24 protein-coding genes and 1 pseudogene are annotated in these 24,878 nt (G+C 53.2%); 8 read left to right on the forward strand and 17 right to left on the reverse strand.

Going from position 1 to position 24,878, the window contains the following annotated elements; translation table 11 throughout:
* Positions 1-26 precede the first annotated feature (26 nt).
* From LGT41_RS02625 to LGT41_RS02635, 3 genes are all read left to right on the forward strand, one after another.
* The gene (locus tag LGT41_RS02625) at positions 27-1,391 is read left to right on the forward strand and encodes an AAA family ATPase (RefSeq protein ID WP_274128476.1); all 1,365 of its coding nucleotides are present in this window, start codon (positions 27-29) and stop codon (positions 1,389-1,391) included.
* Positions 1,392-1,874 carry a hypothetical protein gene (locus tag LGT41_RS02630; RefSeq protein ID WP_274128477.1) on the forward strand — a complete coding sequence of 161 codons (483 nt, stop codon included), beginning with the start codon at positions 1,392-1,394 and terminating at the stop codon, positions 1,872-1,874. It abuts the gene before it with no gap.
* An 85-nt stretch (positions 1,875-1,959) separates the two neighbouring features.
* The gene (locus tag LGT41_RS02635) at positions 1,960-2,085 is read left to right on the forward strand and encodes a hypothetical protein (protein WP_274128478.1); all 126 of its coding nucleotides are present in this window, start codon (positions 1,960-1,962) and stop codon (positions 2,083-2,085) included.
* Positions 2,086-2,171: 86 nt separating this feature from the next.
* Here LGT41_RS02635 and LGT41_RS02640 read toward each other — a convergent pair whose 3' ends face one another.
* Positions 2,172-2,345, reverse strand: coding sequence for a hypothetical protein (locus LGT41_RS02640; RefSeq protein WP_274128479.1), 174 nt, complete (start codon positions 2,343-2,345; stop codon positions 2,172-2,174).
* A gap of 482 nt (positions 2,346-2,827) precedes the next feature.
* On the opposite strand from LGT41_RS02640, the gene LGT41_RS02645 reads away from it, so the two are divergent.
* Positions 2,828-3,325, forward strand: a complete 498-nt coding sequence (locus LGT41_RS02645; protein ID WP_274128480.1) for a hypothetical protein — start codon at positions 2,828-2,830, stop codon at positions 3,323-3,325.
* A 25-nt stretch (positions 3,326-3,350) separates the two neighbouring features.
* On the opposite strand, the gene LGT41_RS02650 is transcribed toward LGT41_RS02645, so the two are convergent.
* The 5 genes from LGT41_RS02650 to LGT41_RS02670 all read right to left on the reverse strand — a co-directional run bounded on the left by LGT41_RS02650 (position 3,351) and on the right by LGT41_RS02670 (position 9,269).
* Complete coding sequence (locus LGT41_RS02650; RefSeq protein WP_274128481.1) at positions 3,351-4,295, reverse strand: tyrosine-type recombinase/integrase; 945 nt, start codon at positions 4,293-4,295, stop codon at positions 3,351-3,353.
* Between the two features lie 43 nt (positions 4,296-4,338).
* Entirely contained in the window at positions 4,339-6,318 is a 1,980-nt protein-coding gene (locus tag LGT41_RS02655) for a calcium-binding protein (RefSeq protein WP_274128482.1), read from the reverse strand.
* Complete coding sequence (locus LGT41_RS02660; RefSeq protein WP_274128483.1) at positions 6,281-7,516, reverse strand: hypothetical protein; 1,236 nt, start codon at positions 7,514-7,516, stop codon at positions 6,281-6,283. The genes LGT41_RS02655 and LGT41_RS02660 overlap by 38 nt, the downstream gene beginning before the upstream one ends.
* Positions 7,517-7,596: 80 nt before the next feature.
* Positions 7,597-8,145, reverse strand: coding sequence for a hypothetical protein (locus tag LGT41_RS02665; protein ID WP_274128484.1), 549 nt, complete (start codon positions 8,143-8,145; stop codon positions 7,597-7,599).
* Positions 8,146-8,354: 209 nt separating this feature from the next.
* The gene (locus LGT41_RS02670; RefSeq protein ID WP_274128485.1) at positions 8,355-9,269 is read right to left on the reverse strand and encodes a CE1 family esterase; all 915 of its coding nucleotides are present in this window, start codon (positions 9,267-9,269) and stop codon (positions 8,355-8,357) included.
* Between the two features lie 308 nt (positions 9,270-9,577).
* Here LGT41_RS02670 and LGT41_RS02675 point away from each other — a divergent pair.
* Positions 9,578-10,794, forward strand: a pseudogene (locus LGT41_RS02675) (IS3 family transposase).
* A 760-nt stretch (positions 10,795-11,554) separates the two neighbouring features.
* On the opposite strand, the gene LGT41_RS02680 reads toward LGT41_RS02675, so the two are convergent.
* Positions 11,555-11,842, reverse strand: coding sequence for a hypothetical protein (locus LGT41_RS02680; RefSeq protein ID WP_274128486.1), 288 nt, complete (start codon positions 11,840-11,842; stop codon positions 11,555-11,557).
* A 578-nt stretch (positions 11,843-12,420) separates the two neighbouring features.
* On the opposite strand from LGT41_RS02680, the gene LGT41_RS02685 reads away from it, so the two are divergent.
* Both LGT41_RS02685 and LGT41_RS02690 read left to right on the forward strand, forming a co-directional pair.
* Positions 12,421-12,645: a DUF1127 domain-containing protein gene (locus LGT41_RS02685; protein ID WP_274128487.1), complete on the forward strand. Its 225-nt coding sequence runs from the start codon at positions 12,421-12,423 to the stop codon at positions 12,643-12,645.
* A gap of 43 nt (positions 12,646-12,688) precedes the next feature.
* Positions 12,689-12,931 carry a DUF1127 domain-containing protein gene (locus tag LGT41_RS02690; RefSeq protein WP_274128488.1) on the forward strand — a complete coding sequence of 81 codons (243 nt, stop codon included), beginning with the start codon at positions 12,689-12,691 and terminating at the stop codon, positions 12,929-12,931.
* Between the two features lie 206 nt (positions 12,932-13,137).
* On the opposite strand, the gene LGT41_RS02695 is transcribed toward LGT41_RS02690, so the two are convergent.
* The 7 genes from LGT41_RS02695 to LGT41_RS02725 all read right to left on the reverse strand — a co-directional run bounded on the left by LGT41_RS02695 (position 13,138) and on the right by LGT41_RS02725 (position 20,410).
* Positions 13,138-14,757 carry a dihydroxyacetone kinase subunit DhaK gene (locus LGT41_RS02695; RefSeq protein WP_274128489.1) on the reverse strand — a complete coding sequence of 540 codons (1,620 nt, stop codon included), beginning with the start codon at positions 14,755-14,757 and terminating at the stop codon, positions 13,138-13,140.
* 10 nt (positions 14,758-14,767) lie between these two features.
* Entirely contained in the window at positions 14,768-15,763 is a 996-nt protein-coding gene (locus tag LGT41_RS02700; RefSeq protein ID WP_274128491.1) for an ABC transporter ATP-binding protein, read from the reverse strand.
* On the reverse strand, positions 15,756-16,853 hold the full coding sequence (locus LGT41_RS02705) for an ABC transporter ATP-binding protein (protein ID WP_274128492.1): 1,098 nt from the start codon (positions 16,851-16,853) through the stop codon (positions 15,756-15,758). Before LGT41_RS02705 ends, LGT41_RS02700 begins: the two co-directional genes overlap by 8 nt.
* Before the next feature lie 3 nt (positions 16,854-16,856).
* Positions 16,857-17,045, reverse strand: coding sequence for a hypothetical protein (locus LGT41_RS02710; protein ID WP_274128493.1), 189 nt, complete (start codon positions 17,043-17,045; stop codon positions 16,857-16,859).
* Entirely contained in the window at positions 17,042-17,980 is a 939-nt protein-coding gene (locus LGT41_RS02715; RefSeq protein WP_274128494.1) for a carbohydrate ABC transporter permease, read from the reverse strand. Before LGT41_RS02715 ends, LGT41_RS02710 begins: the two co-directional genes overlap by 4 nt.
* Entirely contained in the window at positions 17,977-18,924 is a 948-nt protein-coding gene (locus LGT41_RS02720) for a carbohydrate ABC transporter permease (protein ID WP_274128495.1), read from the reverse strand. The genes LGT41_RS02715 and LGT41_RS02720 overlap by 4 nt, the downstream gene beginning before the upstream one ends.
* Positions 18,925-19,075: 151 nt before the next feature.
* Positions 19,076-20,410, reverse strand: a complete 1,335-nt coding sequence (locus LGT41_RS02725) for an ABC transporter substrate-binding protein (protein ID WP_274128496.1) — start codon at positions 20,408-20,410, stop codon at positions 19,076-19,078.
* Positions 20,411-20,604: 194 nt separating this feature from the next.
* Here LGT41_RS02725 and LGT41_RS02730 point away from each other — a divergent pair, with 194 nt between their 5' ends.
* Entirely contained in the window at positions 20,605-21,666 is a 1,062-nt protein-coding gene (locus LGT41_RS02730) for a LacI family DNA-binding transcriptional regulator (RefSeq protein WP_274128498.1), read from the forward strand.
* Between the two features lie 261 nt (positions 21,667-21,927).
* Here the strand turns inward: LGT41_RS02730 and LGT41_RS15910 are convergent, their stop codons facing one another.
* From LGT41_RS15910 to LGT41_RS02750, 3 genes are read right to left on the reverse strand one after another with little or no spacing between them, the layout of a single operon-like run.
* Positions 21,928-22,941, reverse strand: a complete 1,014-nt coding sequence (locus LGT41_RS15910; protein WP_337993019.1) for an endonuclease/exonuclease/phosphatase family protein — start codon at positions 22,939-22,941, stop codon at positions 21,928-21,930.
* Entirely contained in the window at positions 22,938-23,975 is a 1,038-nt protein-coding gene (locus LGT41_RS02745; RefSeq protein ID WP_274128501.1) for an ABC transporter ATP-binding protein, read from the reverse strand. The genes LGT41_RS15910 and LGT41_RS02745 overlap by 4 nt, the downstream gene beginning before the upstream one ends.
* 10 nt (positions 23,976-23,985) lie before the next feature.
* The gene (locus LGT41_RS02750) at positions 23,986-24,867 is read right to left on the reverse strand and encodes an ABC transporter permease subunit (protein WP_274128502.1); all 882 of its coding nucleotides are present in this window, start codon (positions 24,865-24,867) and stop codon (positions 23,986-23,988) included.
* Positions 24,868-24,878 lie beyond the last annotated feature (11 nt).

Here is a 24,878-nt window from a genome sequence, read left to right on the forward strand (position 1 = left end):
AAACCGGAAGGCCGCGGGGATGAATTATGCTTAAGTCACTGCATTTCCAAAATTTCAAGTCTTGGCGAGAAGCGGAACTGGATTGCGCTCCCATCACAGGTTTCTTTGGCACTAACTCATCTGGCAAAACAAGCTTGATACAGTTCCTGCTCATGCTGAAGCAAACAAAAGACGGAACCGATAGGGCAATATCTCTCGATCTGAACGGCGACATGGTATCCTTAGGAACTGCTTCAGACGCAATTCACAGGCACGATGAAAGCTTGTTACTACGATGGGATCTGGAGTTCACTCTTGAAACTGATCTGGCGCTAGCAGACGCGACTGAAAAAAGAACTGCTGTGATTGCAAAAAGTAGAAAGTTTGGTGTCAGTGCGGCGAATTTCGTCCAAAACAAGGCACCCATTTCTAATAGATTGAGCTACCGCCTAGGGGGTTTGGAATTCACCCTTGAGCCTAAAGGGAGCCAGAACCTTCAATTCGATCTAACTTGTAAAAAGTTGCAAGAGGGCGCAGTCGATTTTAGTTTCCTGCGAACAAAAGGCCGCGCATGGCAATTGCCTGGACCAATCAAGTCATATGCGTTCCCCGACCAAGCGCGAACCTATTTTCAAAACGCTGGATTTTTGGCGGACTTAGAGGCTGCTTATGAGGCGCAATTAGACCAACTGTACTATCTCGGGCCGCTGCGGCAATATCCACAGCGCGACTATCTTTGGTCGCGTTCGCGGCCATCCGATGTAGGGCAACGAGGAGAAAAAGCCATCGACGCAATACTCGCCGCGACGGAAGCGAAAGAACAGCGAAATTTGAAGAAAAAAGGGCACCTCAAGACGTTTCAGGAGATGATTGCCTATTGGCTGAAAGAAATGTGCTTAATCGAAGAATTTCGAGTCGAAGAGATCGCTCCGAATTCCAATCGCTGGCAGGCTCGAGTGAAAACGCGAAAGGATGCCAGTGAGGTCCTGTTGACTGATGTAGGTTTTGGAATTTCACAGGTATTGCCAGTGATCACACTACTTCAGTATGTGCCTGAAGGATCAACTGTCATTTTAGAACAACCCGAGATACACTTACACCCATTGGCACAAGCAGCGCTAGCAGATGTCATTATTCAAGCCGCAGTCCACCGTAAAGTTCAAGTAATCCTTGAGAGTCATTCAGAGCACTTACTTCTACGGCTACAACGAAGAATCGCTGAAGAAGCGATTTCTAGCGATGATGTTTTACTGTATTTTTGTGATGCACCTAAAGGTGAGAGTAAAATCACTAAGCTTGATGTTGATCTTTTTGGAAATATTAATAATTGGCCAGACAAGTTCATGGGTGACGCCTTTAGTGAGGCAGCGCAAGCAGAAATTGCTCGCCTCAAACGCAAGACGGCGAAATAAGTGCCGAAGTACGTAATTGATACAAACGTGCCAATTGTCGCCAACGGTGACGACGTCGGAATTTCCGCTACCTGCCGACTTGCCGCTGTTGAATTATTGTTGAATGCAATTGAGAATGGGAAGGTGTTTCTCGATAGCGAGGGGGCAATTCAAGCGGAGTATCGGCGATACCTCCAACCACGCGGGCAGCCAGGTGTGGGGGATAGATTTTACCTGGAGGTCATCAATAGTCATCCGGACAAGGTAGTGCGGTTGGACTTACCAAAACGGCCCGACGGTGAGTATCAGGACTTACCGCAGCCAATCATTGATTCGGGTTTTGATCCAAGTGACAGAGTGTTTGCGGCTCTGGCAAGCAAAGCTAGGACTGGAGTGTACAACGCAGTTGACAGCGATTGGCTTGAGAAACGCGCCGTCATAGAAGCCAACGGGATTCCGATCAACTTTTTATGCGGATGTGACCCGGCTCTTTGGCGCACATGAGGTTGTGCGGCATCCCCTGTTGACAACCCCGGCAGAAAGTTTCTCGTTATTGGTGCCTCCATCAACCAACACATTGGGGGAGAATTTGATCGCCGAAAACCTGATTGGTCGACTCGACCTGCAAGTGGAACAACGCGTGGCCGAAAATATCCCGCGCTGCCGCCTTCCCGCCGACGAGAATGCTGCGCTGTCCAAAGAATGGCCGCTCTGACTGGTGCGTCGGAGCTTCCCCGCGACTAGATGGATGACCGGTTTGGCCCGTTATAGGCCTGGCCTGTTGCGAAACGCTGCTTGGCCTCACACAACCGCCCCGCTCAGCCACACCACCCACTTCGCGTTTTCAAATTCGCCAACATCCCAGATGCACTGGTCCACATACGCCAACTCGACGCCGAGCACCCGTTCAACAGTTGCGCAATCCACCAGCGCCACGTCACCATTTGATCTGTCGGTAAGCCAATAAATTCGCATCGCACCACCCTCGCCTGAAGCAAAAAACTTCAGGAAATCATGGTGCGAACATCGGGCACAACTATCGGCGCGAGCCCGCTTTTGCGGCCGAGAACCCGGTCGTGACCACCTCTAGCCGGTCCGGAGATCATAGGTGGTCATGCAGGTGGTCTTTACGGGGAAAGCATATCGGGGCCCAGAACGACGGGCATCGAAAACGGGAGCGATCTTCCATGCTGACCACCGACCACCTCGCCCATATCACCCGGCGACCCCGCAGACCGAGCGGCACTACGTGCGGCGCGGCAGGCAGCTAGGGGCGCCGGGGAGGCACGCGGCAGTGGCATGGGTGGGGCGGAGCCGACGATGCCAGTATGGGCGTCAGGGCGGCCTCTCCGTGGGGCGGTGCACTATGCGAGCGGAGCCCATGTCAGCTGCACGCCTAGTATTGCCGCCACAAACCTCGCATATTGCCGCCAAGTATTTCGTTGGAGAGGTGGCATATGGACGAAAGCGACTGGGATGATCGCGCGTTTTATGACGATGGCGAGTGGGTTACGTGGACTGAAATTGACGAGCAGCTTCGCTTTAAGGAGTGGGGTGCGAAGTATCCAAATGCCATACGGTCAATGATTCCATATTTTGAGCAACTGATTTCTTTGGCTGAAAGTTACCACTACGAAACCGGGTTACATCTTGCTGTTTACGGTGACATTGGTGAACTCTTTGGCGCGATCACCTATGGCATTAAACTTAACAAGACCTATGCCCAAGGCTCGGACGGAAGGCTTGATAACGACCATATCGAGGTCAAGACCATAACACCGTTCAAGACCAAAGACGTCGTTGTCGTTGACAAAAATGGAAACTTCAACAAGTTGCTTGTGGTCAAGATCAACGAACATTTCCAAGTGTCTGGGCGCATGATCGACCGGAAGGATCTGCCAAAGCGTTCAGGACGATATATGCGGGTCAAATGGAGCGACCTGCCATCTCCATAATGATGACGCCCGCGCACTCCGCCCTTCACGCCCCCTGCCCCTGATAGGCCAGATCCAACAACGCCAGCGCATCGGCTCCACCGCGCACAGCTTGCGTATAATGGCCGAGTGTCACGGCGGCGCTGGCATGCCCCGCCAGCTTGGCAACCAGCCCAACCTCCACACCTTGCGCCTGCAGCACAGACACGAAGCTATGCCGCGCAGAATGGTGGGTGACGTATCGAATGCCCGATGCCTTAAAGGCGGGCCGCCAATAGCGCTTGAGGAAGTTTGAATACAGCACCGGGCCGCCCCCGCCCAAACGCGGAAGCGGCCATTGCTGCGGCACACCGGGGCCGGGAAATACCCGATAGAGTTCACCATCAAGGCGCGGGCACACCAAGCGCCATGCGAGTAGCAGGCCGCGAAGGGTGGCGGAGATCGGGATGTCGCGCGCTCCAGCCTCGGTTTTAGTTGTTTCGATGGTGGTGCCATCGCGCTCTTGCACGCGGCAGATGGTGATAACGTTGCGATCAAGATCGATATCCGACCAGAGCAGGCCGAGCTGTTCAGAAACACGCACGCCGGTGAGGAACGGAAAGGCGTAAAAGATGCCGCGCTCAGGGTCCGCCTTGGCATGGGCGATCAAAGCCGCCACTTCTTCGGGCGAGAGGATTTCTTTCTTGGGCTTGGATTTACGCTTGGCCAGATTGGTCGGCATCGCGCAGACCCGCACACCAAAATCCTCTTCCGCCAGCGCGAGAATGCCTTTGAGCATCGACATCACTCTATTGGCCGTGTGTGCGCCAACCTCGACGCGAATAAGGCCATGCCAGCGCCGCAGTTGGGCAGTTGTCAGGGCTGATACCAATTCGTCGCCCAACATCAACAGCAGCTTCGCATCGCGGTGCGGCTTTTCGCCGGTCAAGGCATAGTGAACACGCTCTTGGGGGCTGCCCTGCAGCAGTGGCCCGGTGATGGTTTTGAGCAATGGAAGGTAGCCCCGGATGGTCTGGGCCTTAACGCCGCCGCGCTTAGCTTCTATGCGAGGTCGAGACGATCTGATCGTCTCCCTGACCGGCGCGCAGCACAAAGGTATCGTTCTCGCCCGAGCCGTTGAACACATCATTGCCAGCAGTACCCAGTGTCGCGTTCATAAAGTCCTGACGGCTCATGGTTGTGCCATCTGAGAACACGAAGTAGGTCATCTGGTAGATCGACGCGCCACTGCCATCCAGCGCATCATTCACAATGGTGATGCTGCCATCCGATGCCTTGAAGCCGATCTTCAGATCGTTGCCAACATAGACCGAGTACAGGTCGGCTGCCGTCACGCCGTCTTCAAAGCGCAGCGTGTCCACTTCCCCATAGTTATGCGAGGTCGAGACGATCTGATCGTCTCCCTGACCGGCACGCAGCACAAAGGTATCGCTTTTCCCCCAGCTATAGAAAGTGTCATTCCCAGCTGTCCCAAGTGATGCCATAATTGCATCCGTATCCAATACGGTGCCGTCCGAGAATTCAATAAATTCAATCTCGTTCGAGGTTGAATTAAAGTAATTCACGATTGTTACTGTTTCGCCATTTGGCATAGTCAGTATCAAATCACGGTCTGCATTTTGGGAAAATACAACGTCGCTAAGCTCAATATTCATAAGCGCGAGTGTATCTTGGTCCTGAGATGAGTTTAGATCTGTGATAACGTCATTTCCATCACCTAAGCGATAGATGTATTTGTCATCCCCGGTTCCTCCGAGCATAGTATCATCACCTGCGCCACCGAAGAAAACGTTGTTACCACTACCCGAACTTAAGTTGTCATCACCAGCAAGTCCGAACATTAAATCATTTGCGGCCGAACCTGAAATTGAATCGGCACCATCCGTACCAGTCTCCATATTCGAAGTGTCGTTCGAGTGTTGGTATAGATAGAGCATGGTTTGTGCGATTGCAGGATCGCCATATATTTGAGCGGCAATAGAAAAGTCAGCATCATAGCCGCCCTGGCCATCATCTAAGTCGAGTTTTAATAATTTTATGACAACCAAAGCATTTTCTAAATTCAGTGCGCCATTTGCAACTGAATCAAATACGGCAGTGAAAATATCAGCATTTGATCCAGATAGCTGGTTTGTCTGCGCATCCAATGTGCTGGCCAATACACTAAGAAATCCCACCGCACTTGCTGTTGTAGGAAGAGAGCCGGAATTCATTACTGATAATATTATTCCCGAGTCTGATGCCTGAGCCATGAAACGCGCGGCGAATTTCTCAACCAGCTCGTCGAATTGTGCTTCGAGGTCTACCGATGCTTTTGCGTTGGGGTTAGCGCTCCCAGGATTTGAACCATGACCGGGTTGCAAGAAATCAGTGCCGTAGAACTCTTCCAAAAACGCCAAATGTCTGCCATCTATATAGCTTCCACGAGAGCTTGGGTCCACATCAGCTACACCGGCCCAGTTTAGCATGAATTGCTCAAAGTTCCCCAAAAAGCCAGCTATGTCCCCACTATTGACTTGTTGTACGAGGCTGCTCGATTCTGATACCAACGCGGCATCTTGCGACAACGCCACCCAAGTTGAGGGGATATGTCCATAACCATATAAAACAGGCAATACTATCGCCTCAGCTGAGTAAGTGAAATTATCTGGCAGAATATAGTCGCTTTTGCGCTGGTCTACTTCAAACCAAATATCTTCTATTACAGTAGAATGACCATCGACCCATGTCACCGTACTGCGATCACTCACTGTGTGACCCGAGTTGGTCTCATCAACGGATATAGAACCCAAATCGATGCTAACGACCCCCGCATCAACCAGTGTGGTAAGTTCACCTGCGTCTGTATTGCCGTCAACATCGGCATCCTGCCACAAAACCAAATCTGCGTAAGCCGTATCATTTTGATCAATTACGCCATCACTATTGCTGTCAAGTGCTGCTAGCGATAGAAAGCCATTTGCAAATGCTTCTGAATTACCAAAAAATTTCCGATTGATCGTCAATAATGCCATTTCCGTTGACATCGTAGGCCAGCAACGCATCATCTGGTGCGACCCAACCTGTGAGCTCAGCAAATCCATCTAGATCGAGATCAAATTGAACCGTCGAATCCACTAGTGCTACAAGCTCTATTCCATCACCATCAAGGTCAATAACTAAAGGTGAGGTGTCCGGATCCAGGAAGCTGCCATCATCAGGTGCATCGTTGGCAATAGCTTCACCGCCAGCAGAACCTGCATCCGTATTGTCATCGCCAAAGAGATAGTTAAATATATCTGTTGTAACATCAATGCCAAGTTCTAGAACGGCTTTAGTAACGGTGTAGGCAACATATCCTACGGCCGCCGCCGTCAAAACCACCGACGCCGCCGTCGCCGCCGTCGCCGCCGCCGCCGTCGTAGCTCCCTGAGCTACCACCGTTAATCCATAGATTACGCCAGAGTATATCCCTCCAACTATCGCATTTGTTACGACTTGTTCTGGTAGCTCCTCGAGGGCTGCGTGAAATTCCTCCCAATCACCGTTGAACATTCCATTCTTAAATGCTTCATAATTATCGTTCGCAAATTCAAATAAATCGCCTAAGTTTAAGCCTAATGTAAGATCGTAACTTTTGATTTGTTTCCAATATTCGGTCCAAACGAGCCCATCTGCTGTAACAAAATGCGAATATGCGCCCACATCTATTGATGTAATTTTGCCATCGCTGTCATAGCTGATAGCCCCAGCAGCGCTTGCTGCCGCTGCATTGATCTTTAGTTGATCAAATACCGCGTCAATGCCAGACGGCCTAACGCCATTCGGATCTGGCGGTAAATCATAAATCTCAAGCAGGGCTGATTTAGAAATGCCATTTATGCTCGTGACAGCATCGTTATTCAGTAATGCCTGCAATTCGACGTCTGAGAAGATACGTCCAGAGTTAGCGTCGCCAACAATGGCAATAACATCACCGGACGCAGTGCTGGCAAAACGTTCGGACGCTTGTCCCCACAGACTTTCGTTGGTTGGGCCACCTATGCGGTCGCCAAGTGGGGTGCCGTATATATCAGCACCCGCGGCTACGCCATAAGCACTCCTCAATCCGTCATTAACCTCAGGGCTACCCAAAAATTTTCCAACATCCGTCTGGCCGATGGTATTGTATGCTTCTGCACTATTTGCGGCATAGGCCTCGACTGTTGCAGTGGTATTACCACCGGAATACACAATGGTGGTGCCAACTATTCCAGTATCGATACTAAGTTTGTTGGATATTTCGGCAACTTTGTCAGAATACGCGTCACCAGTTAAATGCGAAAATTGCGCAAGCTCATCATAGGCGTTCTGAAGGGTGTAACCGCTAATTCAATAAAGTCTCCGGCTGCAATTTTTTCTATAACTTCAGGCGAAAAACCTGCAACGGCACCAATTTTCCCTTCTTTTAATTCACTTGGCGTATTTGCCCCGGTGAAAACCGAAAACCCTTCTAGTATAAACTTGATCGCGCGGTCTTGTTGCTCACGCGACTCAAATTTCTTTGCATTGGTTTTGACCAAATAAGTTCCGCCAAGCGTTCTGTCTTCTTCCTGGGTGTATGCGACAATGTGAAGTCCAAAAGGACCAAACACATATGATGGAAGCCCGGTCTCTTTATCCATCGGACGGATTCCGCCAATTTGACGTACCGCAAAAGTAAACCCGATTTTCCGACCATCGATATGTATTACATATCTAGGCGGAAACTCTGCTCGGACATCGGAGGGATAGAATTCTATCCAAATATCAGGATCATTGTTAGATTTGATGAGACGTTTTTTGTCGTCATACCAGTAATTTGGGTTTTCGGTACTGCCCATATCAAGTCATTCCCAGCATATGAATTTTGAGGGGATAGGGCGATAAAGTGAATAATAAGTCAACCCTAACATGCATCACCGCTGAAATTTGCTACCAACGAATATTTACGATCACTCCTTCGCCACATCACCCTCTGTCAGAACAACTAACTTTGTATGATCCGATCCAGCTTGCGAACGGCACGCAGACGGATCGATCCGCCTTACGGTTAAGGAAGATCCTGAGACCACGCGAAAAGTGTCTCAACCCAATTAGTTGGGATCTCGTGCCCACCATCATTGAGGTCAACTCGAAACTCGGCACCAGACTGACAGCCATACCAGCGCGTGGTTTCTGTGGTTTCGCTGGTGGCAATTTCTTCTTTTTCCGAACAACCGGATGCTGCGGCCATCATCTCAACAGCCTCTATTGCGCCTAGCCAACCGTGCCAAGTCGCTGTCCTTTGTGTGCCATCCACTGGCACCACACTGTCAGCTGTGCCGTGCGTGTGGTACAAATTGAAACTTGGGCGAACGTCTGCACACGACAATAGTCGATCGCGAACAGGTGTACCTCCGATCGTTGCAAAATTACGCAGCCTCGTGTCCAGACCTTCGCAGGCCAAATACCACACGAACGTGGCTCCGTTTGAATGCCCGGCCACAATCAAATCTTCTTCTTGTATCGGAAATTTGGAAGTTGCGTCGTTGATGACATCCTGGACGAACCTGTAATCGTCGCGACCGTCGCGTTGCCCTTCCCAAATCCAGCCACTTAAGCGCCTGCCGCCAGAATAGGTAACATCAAGTGCGCTTGGCGCAATTAGAGCGTAGCCCTTTTGAAGAAGCGGCGCTACCAAGGCAGCGTCCCTTATGACACTCGCGCCACTTCCTCCCGAGCCGTGAAAAAAGATAACCGCTGGAAACGGCCCTTCCCCTTGCGGAACAAGAATATTGTAGGAGCGATTTCCAACTTGGCAAGGCGCTATGACATCACCACAGATAAGGTCTTGTGCGGCCAAATCGGTGAGCGCGTGACCGTTGGACTGGGATTCATACCAAAAGTACATGGATGCCGCGAGAAATAAGACAGCTATAATTCGGACCATTTTTAAAGCACGCACCCGGTTTGATCGGCTTTGCATCTACAAAGATTTGATCGCCACCAGAATTAGCGGCGTTCACAAGCCTAATTTTATCGACATATTCCTGATGATATTTCTGATGAAGGGCAAGTGATGAATTCTAGGTTGAAAATAAAACTTCAAATTCGCGCCTTAGCCAGAATATGATATTTGTCTCTGGCTCAGATCGCCAGACAATTGGTGTCAGTTCAGGTTGTTGTTACTCTGTTGGGACAAGCCCTATCGACTGCTCTGCCCCCTGAAAACTGGACCGTTCAAAACTGGAGTTTCTCGCTGTAACTTCCTGGCTTGGAGAAGGAGTGGAAACGATGAAAGCATCGAAGTTTTCGGACGCACAAAAGGCGTTCGTTTTGAAGCAGGGCGATGACGGAGTGCCGGTTGCCGAGATTTGTCGAAAGACGGGCATAAGCCAGGCAACATATTTCAATTGGAAGAAGAAGTATGCGGGTCTCATGCCTGACGAGATGCGCCGATTAAAGGCGCTGGAGTGAGGCGCAAGCGCCACTGGTCCGAGCGTAGCGCCGAACGAGAATGGCCGGCTGAAGAAGATCGTGGCCGACCTAACGTTAGATCGCGAGATGTTACAGGTGAAGGCCGTTCAGCAAACGATCTGGGGGATCGTTTGTAGGCCGCAAGATCCGGCGAAAGCTCTAAAGCCTGCTCGGATGCGCGAAGTGGTTCGCGGGATGTGCAACGACTGGTGCGTGTCGATCCGGACGGCTTGTGGGGCCCTCCGGTTTGATCGATCCACGTTCCACTACAAATCCCGCCGCACCGATCAGGCGGCTGTCGAAAGACGGATCAAGGACATTTGTGAAACGCGCGTGTGCTAGGGGTATCGCCGGGTGCACGTGCTGTTGCGACGCGAAGGTTGGGAGATCAACATGAAGAAAACACGTAGGATTTACAATGAGTTGTGCTTACAATTGCGGAACAAGCACCCAAAACGCCGCGTGAAAGCTAAGCTGAGGGCGGGCTGCCAGGAAGCTGTTGGACCAAACGATGTCTGGGCGATGGATTTTGTGCATGATCGGCTGGCAACAGGTAAGAAACTGCGCATCCTGACGATTGTGGACACCCATTCCCGCTATTGCCCCGCGACCGATCCAAGGTTCTCATATCGGGGCGAAGATGTGGTCCAGACATTGGAAAGCATCTGTGGTCAAACGGGTTATACCAAGACGATAAGAGTCTATAACGGCAGCGAATTTATCTCCCGCGATATGGACCTTTGGGCTTACGCGAATGACGTAACACTGGACTTCTCGCGACCCGGAAAACCGACTGACAATGGCTTCACAGAAGCATTCAACAGCAAGTTCCGATCAGAATGCCTGAACACGCGTCGCCATTGTTGCTCGAACCAATGGCGCAACGATGCCAACTTCATGACGCTTGCAGATGCCCGCAAAAGTTGGAGGATTGGCGTAGAGACTACAACGAGGTCAGACCTCATAGCGCGATCGGATATAACGTGCCGATCGACATACATAATTCCGGTGGCGCAACCAGCCCGTCATCGTGATCAGAGCCGGAAAAGTCCAGCAATGGGCAGTCCAAGGTTGGGTAGCAGTGCAATAACCCCAAGGACTCCGCGCAAGCTGGAGGGAAATTGGGGCGCAGGTCATGACCAGTACGCTGTCTGACGTCAGCGCCTATGGGTCCAAATAGTGTTATTTGATAAGAGAGTGTTTCTGGCTCACCGTAACCACTGAGGAGTCGGATTTCACCATAGACCCCATTGGGCCGTGAGCGGGCATATTGTCACCGTCCGGTCACCAGCACAAAATTCGACCAGCCTCCACGAAATTTCACCAGAATCGAGCTTTCGATATTCTGAAGGACGTAAGTATTAACCCTTCCTTTCCTTGAATTCCCTTCATTTAGCTTCACTCTCCTTCAACTACCTTACAAGTGGATTTCGCCCATGGCATGCAAGAGGTCAGGGGTTCGACTCCCCTTGGCTCCACCATTCCCCTGAACGATTTTCGGTATATATTTGAACGGGTTACGCGGTAGCGGATTACCTATCGGGGCCGTTGTCACCGTTGTGCAAGCAGTCTCGGGTCACCGTGTTGTCACCGCAAATGGGTGACGGCTATTGCATTGAGCCGCGAAAATTGCCCATTCACGCTTCCTTCAGATACCAAGAAAAGGCCGCGCAAGGTTGTCGATGTTGCTGCGCAAATTGGGACAGTTGATGAAAATACCACGTATTCAACGGATGATCACCCTGCCCAACAGCACGCAGATTTCGCGCGACCTCAATTTCAAGATGGCATGTGTCAAAAGGCAACCCTGCTATAGAGGTAATATGAAATCGCAAACAGAAGAACTATTCCGATCCAGCTTCCAACGAAAAAACTCAAAAGGGCCACGATTTTCCCGTAACGTGCAGAACCGGCAATAATCCCTTTTGTCCCCGCGCCGGAACTTCCTGAAAGGCGAGATCCGACCATGGTTTTCCCAGATCCGGCGTGTCGAATAATGTAAATTTTTAGTAGTTTGAGTAACAGACCGATGGCGCCGAACAAGGCCGGGAGAAGATACCAATATTCTGACAACCACCTCATTCCATGATCCTTGTTCAGCCGAAATTCTTTGACCGTCGTAATATAAAATTGGGCATCAGCTTTTCTGCCGCGTCCTTTGATGTTCGGGCTTCTTGTTCATCTTCGCTCCTTAAAGGCTACGATGAACCCCTCTGGTGTTCAAATCCTCAAATCTGTCCCACAGGTGCTGACGTCAGACAAACATACATAACATGCATCCTGGAGGCTTTTGAGGGGCTGGCAAAGCCATCCGGCTTGGAGATTGCTACACTTCCGCGCGCACCAGAAGTGTCCTTCAGACATGTTAACCCTGTAACAGGTGCAACCTGCACAAGCAGCGCGCGCTGTGCGCTCGGTATCGGTCATCGGTCATTCCCCGGGGGCCGCTTAAACAGATCAACTTAAACAGGGTTCAAAGTTGGTGGTAATGTTTTCAAACCAAGAACGCCGCGCGCGGTGCCGGGCGCTGGGGATTCTGGTTAGCTGTGCCAAATTGGCATTGCCGCTATGCCAATTTACCGTGTTGTAAGCACTGGTTCAGCATCGTAATTGTGCAGTGCAGCAAAGAAATGCCGCATCGCAACAAATGAGGCAGTAGCATGGCGACAACACAAACATACAGGGGGCTGGAGGCAGTTCTGCACACTGGCCGCGCATATTTTCACAAGAAACGTGATCAACTGACTGGCGCAATTGCCAGGCGCAAAACCTTCCTCGCGGTACAACACGAACTTTCGTCGCTCACGAACCGCGACCTCAAGGATCTGGGGTTCCGGCGTAGCGATATCAAATCAATCGCAATGGAGGCGGCAAATGGCAGCTAAAACAACAATGGCAGATGCCACAAACCGTAATCCAGTGCCAGCTTTGGCGCTGATCGCCAGCAAGGCATATGGCTTTCTGACCACACTCGGGCGCATTGGCGTCAAAGTTGGCCGCGCGGCGCATAATTTCTTGTACACCGCGCAGGTCGCCCGAATGATTTCAACACTTTCGCGACTAAGCGACAACCAGCTTGCGCAGATCGGGATCTCGCGGTCAGACATCCCAAAATATGCCGAAACGCTGATGGCGACTGACCAGAAAGCCAGCGATTCGGCCAAAGACTGAAACGAACGTGCTGGTTCTGGCTCCTCCCAGGGAACCCAGCGCAAGCGGTGGCGGCAACTCGGCAGGGAGCGCCAACGCGTCCGGCCAGTATCTTCAGCTCCTCCTGAGGATGCTGGCCAATACCAAAACTATGGGGCCAGAATGCTTAGGAGGAACATCGCGTGCTGATGCGATTCACGTCGCCTTGTATGCTCCATTGTCGCGCTTCAATTCACCAAATTCTCAAATAGACGGGCGACAGCTTCCGCACCCGGGTCAACATGGCCCTGAAGCTGCTCGGCGTTGATGTAGGATGCGCGGCCCGCATTTGCGCGTGTTAATGTGGCCGTATGATTGGCGCCTTGGCGTGCGGCCCTTGCCGCATCTGGCAAGCCAGTCTCAAGCGCCGTCAACGCGGGTAGCAAAGCATCAATCATCGTGCGGTCACCGGGTTTGGCCCCGCCGATTTCCTGCATCCGGTCGAGCCCGGCCATAAGTGCTTGGCGCATTGGCATCCCTGACGAGGCGGCATCGCCTGCCGCGGCAAAGAAAATGGCAAGCAGAACGCCGGAAGACCCCCCCATTGTCTGGCTAAGTTCCTGCCCGATGGCGCGGTAAAGCTGCGTGTGATCGGCCAGCGGAAGCGAGTCCATCACGGCCAGAAGCGCGCGCGATGCGCCTGCCAAAGTCGACCCTGTGTCACCGTCACCGGATTTTGCGTCAAGCGCATTCAGGTCGGCTTCGGCGGCGATCATGATGTTACAACAGGTGGTCAGAAACGCCTTGGTGGCGGAATGCGCCGAGGGTAGGGCTTTGATGGGGGACAAGCCATCTGGCAGGGGCAGGATTGTTTGCGCGGTCAGCTTCACACATCCCGGCCATGCGGCAATGCCACACGGCGCGCTGAGCAGGGCCACCTGTTCGGAATCCGCCTCAAGCACCGAAACCGAGAATCCGTGCATCGCCAGCGATGTCATCATTGCCGCGGGCCCGACCATAAGGTCCAGCTGCCGGCCAATGCGCGATTTTAGCAATTCGGAAGCCAGCACCGCCATTTCCAGTATCGAAACACCGCCGAGATTATTGAGCAGCGCCACAAAGTGACCTTCGCCCATGGCAGGGGCAAGTTTGTCGGCCACAGCCTCAATCGCTTGTTTTGCACCGCTATACGGCACTTGCTCGACACCCGCTTCGCCATGAATGCCAAGGCCAAGTTCGGCCATACCCGCCGGAATACGTTGCTCTTTTGGCGATCCGGGCACGGTGCAGGTGTCAAGTGACATGCCAATGCTGTGGCTTGCCTCGATCACGCGTTCGGCCATTTTTGTCACATCTTCCAATGCGGCACCCTGTTCTGCAAGCGCGCCTGCGATCTTGTGCACAAACAGTGTGCCCGCAACGCCGCGCGATTGCGGCAAATTCGGCAGCGCGATATCGTCATCGACAACGACCATACTCACCTTTCGCCCGAAGGCCCGCGCGCGCTCCGCAGCAAGGCCAAAGTTCAGCCTGTCGCCGGTGTAGTTCTTGACGATCAGCAAGCAGCCTGCAGGGCCAGTAACGGCAAGTATGGCGGCCAAAACAGCGTCAACCGACGGCGATGCAAAAATATCGCCACATACCGCGGCGGTGAGCATACCCGCGCCAACGAATCCTGCATGGGCAGGCTCATGGCCGGACCCGCCACCACTGACCAAAGCTACCTTGGATTTATCCCAATCTGCGCGCACGACAACCCGAATATGCGGATAGCCATCCAACCGGGCCAGCGCGCCACCCGAAGCGGCGATCACGCCATCAATGGCGTCGGTCACCATATCGTCTTTGCTGTTCATGAAATGGTTCATTGGATTCTCCTCACGCAATACGGGCGCCGGTGGCGTCAAAATAGTATGGGTTCTGAGGCTGGATCTTGACCACATCACCATGAGTAAGCGCGGTATGCGCATCGGTTACGGTGATCAGGTCATGGGATTTGAACTTCAGATGGAGCTGCGTCTGGTCGCCCAAATGCTCTACCCGTTCTACAAAGCTCTCTTCGCCTTCACCCTGCATAATCTGCTCTGGCCGCAGCCCGATGGTTGCAGCACCCTCTGGCGCGCCGCCAAAAACATCGGCGGGCACAAGATTTATGCGCGGCTGGCCGAGGCGGCTGGCCACATAAATGCTGACCGGATTTTCGTAGATTTCACGGGGCGTGCCGAATTGCACCAACCTGCCCTTGTCAAGCACGCCAACATGTGTGGCCATTGTCATCGCCTCGACCTGGTCATGCGTGACATAGAGTATTGTTGCGCCGGAATTTGCCTGAATGCTTTTAAGCTCGATCCGCAAGTCGCTGCGCAATTTGGCATCGAGCGAGCTGAGCGGCTCGTCCATCAGGTAAACGGCGGGGTTGCGCACCAAAGCACGGCCAATCGAAACACGCTGCATTTCCCCACCAGAAAGCGCGGTCGCCTTGTTGTCGAGCTTGTGTGAGATCTGAAGAATTTCAGCCACCTCGCCAACCTTGCGGGCAATCTCGGCTTTTGGCGTGCGAAGGATTGGTGATTTCAGCGGAAACTCAAGGTTCTCGCGCACGGTCAAATGCGGATAGAGCGAGTATTGCTGGAAAACCATCGCAACATCGCGCTGTGCAGGCGTTAGACCGGCCATTGAACGACCACCGATTGAAATGCTGCCCTTGCTGGGCTTGTCGAGGCCCGAAACCATGCGCAATGTCGTGGTTTTTCCTGCCCCTGTTGGCCCTAAAAGCACCACAAAAGAACCGTCAGGCACTGTCATGCTGACATCGGCCAAGGCGGTATTGGTGCCAAAGGATTTTGAGACATTGTCCAGTATGACTTCAGCCATGATTCAGCACCTCGCGATTGGTTTCAGAAATCAGCGCAAGGTTGCTGGCATTGTCAAAAACGCTAAGCGTTCGGGCATCAAAATCAAGCCCTGTGCTTTCGCCAACCTGCACGGGCACATGCGAAGGAATGCGCGCCTTTACTTGGCCATGCGCGGTTTTCAGGGTCACGATTTGCGTCGTTCCCAGATACTCGCTGGCGATAATTTCACCACGATAGCTTGCTGCATCACTCAAATGCACATGTTCGGGGCGCACACCCAGAGTTAGAGCGCCGCTTGCGCCCGCCAACTGGCGCGGCACTGCAAAACGCGTCTCGCCCAGGCTGACATGCTCAGCGCCATTCCCGACCGTGCCGTTAAACTCCAGAAAATTCATGGAGGGCGAGCCGATGAACTGCGCCACAAACCTGGTGGCTGGCCAGTCGTATATGTCTTGTGGAACACCAAACTGTTCCACAACGCCGTGGTTCATGACGACAATCTTGTCGCCCATCTGCATTGCTTCCAACTGGTCGTGGGTCACGTAAACGGTGGTTGCACCCATCCTGTCATGCAATGCACGCAATTCTTCCGACATATGCTGGCGAAACTCTGCATCGAGCGCGCCAAGCGGTTCATCCATTAAAAATGCTTTCGGGTTGCGCACAATCGCACGGCCCAATGCAACGCGCTGCCGATCACCTCCCGACAGGCCTCCGACGGGCCGCTCAAGAATGTCGGTAATGCCAAGGATTTCAGCGACCTCGGCCACCTTTTTCCTGACCTGCGGCCTGGCCATACCCTGTGATAGCAGTGGATAGCTAATGTTTTTGCGCACATTCATGTGCGGATACAACGCAAACATTTGAAAGACGAAGGCGATGTCGCGCTGGCTGGCGGGCTTTTGGCCGACCTCTTCACCGTCAATGTAAATCTCGCCCGAGGTCGGCAGTTCCAGCCCCGCCATCATCCGCAAGGTTGTCGTTTTTCCACAACCGGACGGGCCAAGCAGCATGAAAAACTCGCCATCTTCAATTGTGAAAGTCGAAGACTTCACCGCATTGAAGGTTCCGAAGTCTTTGCGCACGTTTTCAATTCGTATCTGTGCCATGAGCTATTCCGGAAAATGGCTGACGATGATGAACATCACCGTGCCAACCAATGTGACAATGAAAGAATAGGTGAACAACCACAGGAAGAAGGGCTGCATCAGCATCACCACGCCAACCGCGATAAGGATCGAGGCGAGCATTTCCCAGGGGCCACGGCGAAACCGCAGAAACTTGGCTATCATCTCGGTCATTTGCGCACCGCCCCGAATGTAATGCCGCGCAGCAAGTGTTTGCGCAGCAAGATGGTGAAAATCATGACCGGCACAAGAAAGATAGTTGCACCCGCCGCTACCGCTGGCCAGTCTTTGCCCGAGGTGCCGATGATTGTGGGAATAAACGGCGGCGCGGTTTGCGCGTTGCCCGAGGTGAGCAGCACCGCAAAGGCATACTCGTTCCACGCAAATATCAGGGCGAAAATGGCCGTGGAGGCGATACCTGTTGCCGCCTGTGGCAGCACAACCTTGTAAAAAGCCTGAAACCGGGTGTAGCCGTCAATCAGCGCCGCTTCTTCATATTCGATGGGTATTTCATCAATAAACCCTTTGAGCAGCCAAACCGATAGCGACAGGTTCACCGCGGTATACAGCAATATCATGCCAAGATGCGTGTCATTCAGCCCAAGGTTCCGGAACATCAGGAAAATGGGGATGGCCACGGCGATGGGAGGCATCATGCGCGTTGAAAGGATGAAGAACATCAGGTCATCCTTCAATGGCACGCGGAAGCGGCTGAACGCATAGGCCGCCGCTGTGCCAAGAAGCATACACAGCGCGGTTGAACCAAACCCGATGATGACCGAGTTGAGGAACCGTTCGCCGTAGCGCGACGGGCCGGTGATGACCGTGCCGCGTGCGCGGGCGATCTCGTCATACCATGTTTCGGGCGGCCCGGCTTCTTCCAACATCCCTTCGGTGGCGCGGGTGCGGTCGGTGAAAAGGTTTACATAACCTTCAAGCGTTGGTTCAAACACGACAACCGGCGGATAGGCGATGGAGTCGGTTGGCGATTTGAAGCCGGTGGCAATGATCCAAAGCAGCGGGATCAGTGTGATGACCGCATAGCTGACAACAAGGAGTCCCGCGCCCCATTTTGTGCGCTTTGACGGGTCTGTGACTGAAAAGCTCATCTTTCCTTAACCTTGTTTAGGGCCTTCACGTAGATCGAGGCCAAGCCGAAGACGGTGACGAACAAGATAACGGCATAGGCCGAGGAATATCCCGTTCGCCATCTTTCAAAGGCTTCACGTTTGAGGTCGATTGATGTGAGTGTGGTGGTATTGCCCGGCCCGCCGCCCGTTAGTTGGACAACCAGATCGAACATTTTAAGGTTTTCAATCCCGCGAAACAGCACGGCAAGCATCAGGAAGGGCAGCGCCATAGGGATGGTTATGGTCCAGAACTGTCGCCATTTGCTGGCACGGTCACATTCCGCCGCCTCATAAATACTGTCGGGGATAGAGCGCAGCCCAGCCAGACAGATCAGCATCACAAAGGGTGTCCACATCCATGTGTCAACGATCACAATAGCCCAAGGTGCAAGATTCACATCGCCAATCATCGAAAAACTGGCCGGGTCGGCACCTGTTAGAAATGCGATGACATAGTTGAAAAGCCCGATCTGTGGCTGATACAGAAATGTCCAGAAATTACCGACAACGGCAGGGGAAAGCATCATCGGGAATACGATGATTGTGGTCCATAGGTCATTGCCGCGAAATTTTTTATTGATCAGATACGCCAGCGTGAAGCCAATCAGAACCTGCAACGCAATCGTCCAGATCAGGAAATGCGCGGTGGCCTGCATGGTGGCCCAAATGTCCGGGTCGGTCAGGATGCGTGCGTAATTCTCAAGGCCAACAAATTCGACATCATTGTTTGGCCTGTTCACGCGAAAATTCGTAAAACTCAACCGGATGGTCCAGATCAGGGGGAAGATGTTCACTGCCAGCAGCAAAAACACGGTCGGTGCCACAAATATCCAGGCGATCGTGCGGTCAGAAAAGCCGCGGATGCGACGTGCTGCACCGGCTGGTGTGATCTGCGCTACCTTGTCGGCCACTCTATTGCTCATGTCATCATTCCTTCGCAGCAGAGGCTGTGTGCCACCCGCTTTGAACCATAGCTAAATTGGGTCAAGATGTCCTCCAGTCGATATAGGAGACTAACGACTGGAGGAGAGAGGCCGGTGCCTTGCAAAAGCACTGCACCCGGCAATGAAAGGCCTAGATTTTGCCTTCATCCTCGAAAATTTCGGTCCAGTCGCTGACAAGACCGTCAAGTGCTTCTTGTGCCGAGCCTTCGCCCGCGACCACGTAGTTGTGGATGCGGTCCTGCATGGTCAGCAGAAGATCTGCATAGGCGGGCTCTGCCCAGAAGTCTTTCACGATCGCCATCGAGTCGAGGAAGGTTTGTGCATAGGGCTGGCTTGTTGCAAAGTCGGGGTCTTCAACAACAGCGCGCAATGCTGAATATCCGCCAAGTTCCCACCAACGCGCCTGAACTTCGGGCTGCGCGAACCATGCAATATATTCCAGGGCAGCATCTTGCTTGGTGGAATACGAGACGACCGAAATGCCTTGGCCGCCCAATTGCGCAAACTGCCCAGCGGGGCCTGCCGGATTGGGGAAGTAGCCAGACGCGCCGTTGCCAACGTTTTCATCGGCTTCAACGCCGGGCCAGATAAAGGCAAAGTTCATCTGCATCGCAACCTGGCCGGAACGATAGGCATCAATATTTTCGCCCATATACCAGTTTGACGAACCCGGAGGTGTGCCGATCTCATACAGATTTCGGTAGAATTCCAAGCCAGCGACTGCGCCTTCGGAGTTAACGAAACCTTCCAGATCATAGGGTTGATCAGGGTTTTCATACAGGAACCCATAGTTATAGAGCGCGTTTGTGACGCCCATCGTAATGCCTTCGGACCCACGCTCGGTGTAAATTGCAGCACCGTAAACTGTTGTGCCGTCAATATCGCGGCCTTGGAAAAAGGCGGCGATGTCGCGCAGCTCTTCCAGCGTTGCTGGCACGCCGAGTTCGCGGCCGTAGGTTTCCATGAATTCTGCCTGGAGTTCTGGACGCTCAAACCAATCACGACGATAGGTCCAGCCGACGACATCGCCAAAAGCGGGCAGAGCGTAGTAGTTCGGGGTGCCTTTGGGCCATTCAGCATAGCCGGTCACAGTTGCTGGAATAAAGTCATCCATCTTGATGCCGTTTGCATCGAAGAAATCGTTCAGCTTTACATAATGGCCGTTTTCCGCGCCGCCACCAATCCATTGGCTGTCGCCGATCATCAGATCGCAAAGCTGCCCGCCGGAATTGAGTTCGTTGAGCATCCGGTCGGCAAAGTTTGGCCAAGGCACAAACTCGAATTTCATTGTGTAGCCGGTGCTTTCCTCAAAGTCCCGGCTTAGCTCGATGAGGGCGTTAGCAGGGTCCCACGCGGCCCAACACAAGGTGAGTTCGGTTGCTTGGGTTTGTGAAACTGCGACTGAAGAAATGCCAACGGCAAAAAACGCGCTGGCGGCTGTTGTCGCCAATAGCTTGGAGTTCATCGGTAAAATCCTCCCTGGATCAATATGGCCGCAACCTCCTCGCCGCGACTCAACCGTATCCAAAGTGTTAATGATGCACGTGCCTCAAATCAACAAAAAAATGATGCACGTGCCTCAGGATGTGGTAGAAAGCCTTTGAGAACACGATGGATTTTGTGTGTCTGTCTGCGATCGTCAGTCGATAAGAAGCTGAAATGAAAAAAGAAAACCAACTGCCAACAGATGGAATTGCCACCGTGCGGCCAACCACGAAAGACCTTGCAAAAGCAGCTGGTGTAAGCCGGGCCACTGTCGACCGTGTGCTGAACGGCCGCGATGGAGTGCAGAAAAAGACCGTTGAAAAAGTCAACGCGGCGATTTTGAAGCTTGGTTTTGTGCGCAATATCGCGGCGGCCAACCTCGCCAAAAGCCGGACCTATCGGTTTTTATTCGCGCTGCCCAAATCCGGTGATCAGTTCCTGAACGAGATTCACAAGCATATTTCTGAAGCGGGCACGGTATTTTCTGCCGATATGATCGCGACCACGGTGAGTCATCTGAATGAAAACGACCCCCACGAAATTGCCGCATTCCTTGGCACGCTGTCACCTGCTACGGTTGACGGCGTTGCGATTATGGCGCCCGAAACGCCACAAGTGCGCGATGCCATTCTGCGGCTTAAAGAGCGTGGTGTGCATACATTACCCTTTATTTCCAACCAAACACTTACAGGCGATCACTGGGTCGGGGTTGATAACACGGCGGCAGGTGCAACAGCGGGCACGCTTTTGGGGCGCTTTCTGACACGCCAGCCGGGCAAGCTTTTGGTGATTGCCGATAGCATCCAGTCGCGCGACAACCTTGAGCGTCGGTCGGGTTTTGACGCGGTGATCAACGCATCATTCCCTCAGCTCTATGCGCTGCCGTCGCTTGAAACTTACGGTGCGAAAGAACGTGCCGAACACATCATTGCAACAGCCTTCCAGCTTCATGAAAATATTGCCGGGATCTATATCTTGTCATCCGAAGCACGTGTGCCGTTGTCGATCATCCGCCAGATGCCAGCCGCCCAGTCGGCTGTGATCATTGCGCACGAGCGCACGCCCGCGACGGTTGAGGCGCTTGAAGACGGCACGTTGGATGCGGTTATCACACAAGACCCCGGCCACCTGGTGCGCAGCGCCATCCGTAAATTGCGCGCCTTAACCGACAAGCTCATGACGCTACAATCCCAAGAAAAGATCAGGGTTGAAATTTTGCTGAAGACCAATCTTTAGTGTCGGCGGCCAAGGTTGTTCGTGAATTGTCTGCCGTCAGCGCATGGGCCAATCATACGTCGGCCCGGCACGAGTTCAGAACCATTACCATGCCAATCCCGTGGTCGGCTTTTCCGTTCAACCACTTGTCAGAATGCCGGTCGCTTGGCATATCCCCAATTGTTGGGCGGACTCTACGCAAATCTGGCAGAGTTTCAGGGGGTCAGGTCAATTGTAATCTTCAAGCATATTTGGCAACCAACACGCTGATGTGCCTGCTTGTCATTCTGTTTTTGAAACATTGACTTTGCACCAAACACAATCGTGGTCCGAAAGCGGTTTTCCGTCTGCCATTGTCGATACAAGAACGCCATTATCCGCGTTGTTCAACCCTCGGCCCGCGAACCAGTCAAGCTTCATCTCACGCTCGGGGTGGGGCGAAATAAGGCTGGGGCGGGTTGTGTTGCCGGCTGCGGTGAACCCCCAAGAATAGCCGCGTTCGATGGCCAAAGCGAACAATGTCTCGTTTCGCCAGTCGAAATCGGGTGGAATGTGGTTTCCGGTATTCAGATCGCCGCCAATCATTACAGGCAAATCAGGGGCGAAAACGTCGATCTTGTCGAGCAGGGTTTGCATTTGGCCGCAGCGGTGCGCAGCGCCTGCGTTACTTTCAAGATGGGTGGACACAAAGCATACCGGGCCGCCATCGGTTGCCACAATAGCGGCGATTGCCATACGACCGCCAAGGCGCGGTTGCTGCGGGTCTACGGTGATGCCCCCCTCGGCAAACCAATGGCCATGATCATCCAGACGGATCAGGGCCGTGTGTTCAAATGGAACCGAGGACAGGATTGCATTGCCATGCCAGCCAAGCGAATTGAAACGATCGGTGCAAAACGCCCGTTCTGTGACCCCGCCGAGACCCAATTCGTGAAATTCGACCCCGAAGGCATAGGCCATGCCAAGCTGAGCGGCCATCACCTCGGTGGTATGGCGCTGTTTGGTGCGGGCCATGCCGTGGTCAACCTCGGACAGAAGAACGATTTCGGGCGCAATGGTGGCAAGATGGGCGGCGGTATCCTCTGGAAACAGACAGCGCTCCACATTCCATGCGGCGATGGTGAAGTCACGCGGTAAAGCCGTGGCCGTTGCAGAACCGCCTATCTGAACCGCATTCATAGCGGGCATTTCACCTAGCAACGCCCGATGGGCGTTCGCTGTGCGCGGCGCTGCCAATATCCGGGCGCGATCTGCGGCGGTGACAGGAGCAAACTCGCTCACTTGTTTGGTAATCATAGGGCCAAACCAGTTTCAGCATCAAAGAGCATCACGGCTTCGGGGTTGATTTTCATGCGGGTTGGGCCCGCCGATATTGCTACGTCCTTGGCGACATGAATGGTGAAGTCCTGCCCCTCCAACTGGCCGTGCAAAAGGCGGTGTGCCCCCAGTTCTTCGACGATATCGACAGTGAACGGGATATCGCAACCCGCGCCGACTTCGATATCTTCCGGCCGGATGCCCATCGTAACGGCGCCGCTGGCATGTCTGTCGGCTAGCGTAACATCACCGACCATAACGCGCCCATCACGGCCCTGCGCCCGTATGAGATTCATGGGTGGAGCGCCCATGAAGCTGGCCACAAAGGTGGATGCGGGGCGGTGGTAGATTTCAGCGGGTGTGCCGATTTGTTCGATCCGACCCTCATTCAGAACGATGATACGGTCGGCCATTGTCATGGCTTCGACCTGGTCATGGGTCACGTAAATCGAAGTTACGCCAAGCCGACGCTGCAAGGCCTTGATTTCAATCCGCATCTGATGGCGCAGCTTGGCATCCAGATTGGACAGCGGTTCATCGAACAGGAACAGTGCCGGGTCGCGCACGACAGCGCGACCCATTGCAACGCGTTGGCGTTGCCCGCCGGACAACTGGCTTGGCTTACGATCCAGATAGTCGACGAGATTGAGCATCTTGGCGGCAACCTGAACCTTTGCCTCGATTTCCGCCGAAGCGATTTTGCGGTTCTTGAGCCCGTAACCGATGTTCTTGCGGACCGTCATATGCGGATAAAGCGCATAGTTCTGGAACACCATTGCGATGTCGCGCTCAGCCGGGTCGACATGGTTCACATTGCGCTCACCGATGGACAGCGCGCCTTCGGTAATGTCTTCAAGCCCCGCGACCATGCGCAGCAATGTGGATTTGCCGCAGCCGGAAGGCCCAACCAGAACTACGAATTCACCGTCCGAAATATCAAAGCTGAGCGGTGCGACGGCCTCGAACCCGTTGGGATACACTTTACGGATATTGTTGAGCGATACTTGCGCCATAGTTTTCGTCCTATTTATCGGATTCAGTCAGGCCCTTGACGAACCAGCTTTGGAAAATGATCACGACCAGCACCGGTGGCAGCATCGCGATCAAGGCCAGCATATTGGCGCGGCCATATTCGGGGATGCTTGTGCCCTCCAGGTCCTGGGTTAGCTGCTTGATGCCGCGCACAAGCGTATACATGCCCTCATCGGTGGTCACCATTGTCGGCCACAGATACTGGTTCCAGCCAAACACGAACATAATGATGAACATCGCAGCGATCATGGTTTTTGACAGGGGCACCAGGATATCGATGAAGAATTTGATGGGCCCTGCGCCATCGATGCGCGCCGCTTCGACCAGTTCTTCGGGCACAGAACGAAAGAACTGGCGGAAAAAGAACGTGGCCGTGGCAGAAGCAATCAGCGGCAAAATCAACCCGGTATAGGTGTTCAGCAGGCCGAGCATTTGCGCAATCTCGTATGATGGCAGGATACGCACCTCCAGCGGCAGCAGGAGCGTGGTGAAAATCAGCCAGAAGGCGAAGGTCGCGAATCTTAGGCGGAAATAGACAAGCGCATAGGCAGCCATCATTCCGATAATGATCTTGCCCAAGGCAAAACCGATGCCAAGGATCAGCGAGTTCATCAGCATCCGCAATCCGGTATTTTCGCCCGAAAACCCGGAACTGGTGAACATGGCGGCGCGGAAATTATCGTCGATCCGGGTTCCAATAACAAATTCCGGCCCGTTCCTGATTGTTTCGATATCGGTTGTTGTCGTGGTCTGAAGCAACATCAGCAGCGGGACGAGCATGAAGAGCGACCCGAGGACAAGGATGGAATGGTCCAGCACCTTGCCCCATTTCAGGCGGCGCTTTGCAACGGGAATATGTGTTGTGGCTGTCATTGTGCGGCCCC

Source organism: Abyssibius alkaniclasticus, assembly GCF_020447305.1.
GTDB classification, from domain to species: Bacteria; Pseudomonadota; Alphaproteobacteria; order Rhodobacterales; family Rhodobacteraceae; genus Abyssibius; species Abyssibius alkaniclasticus.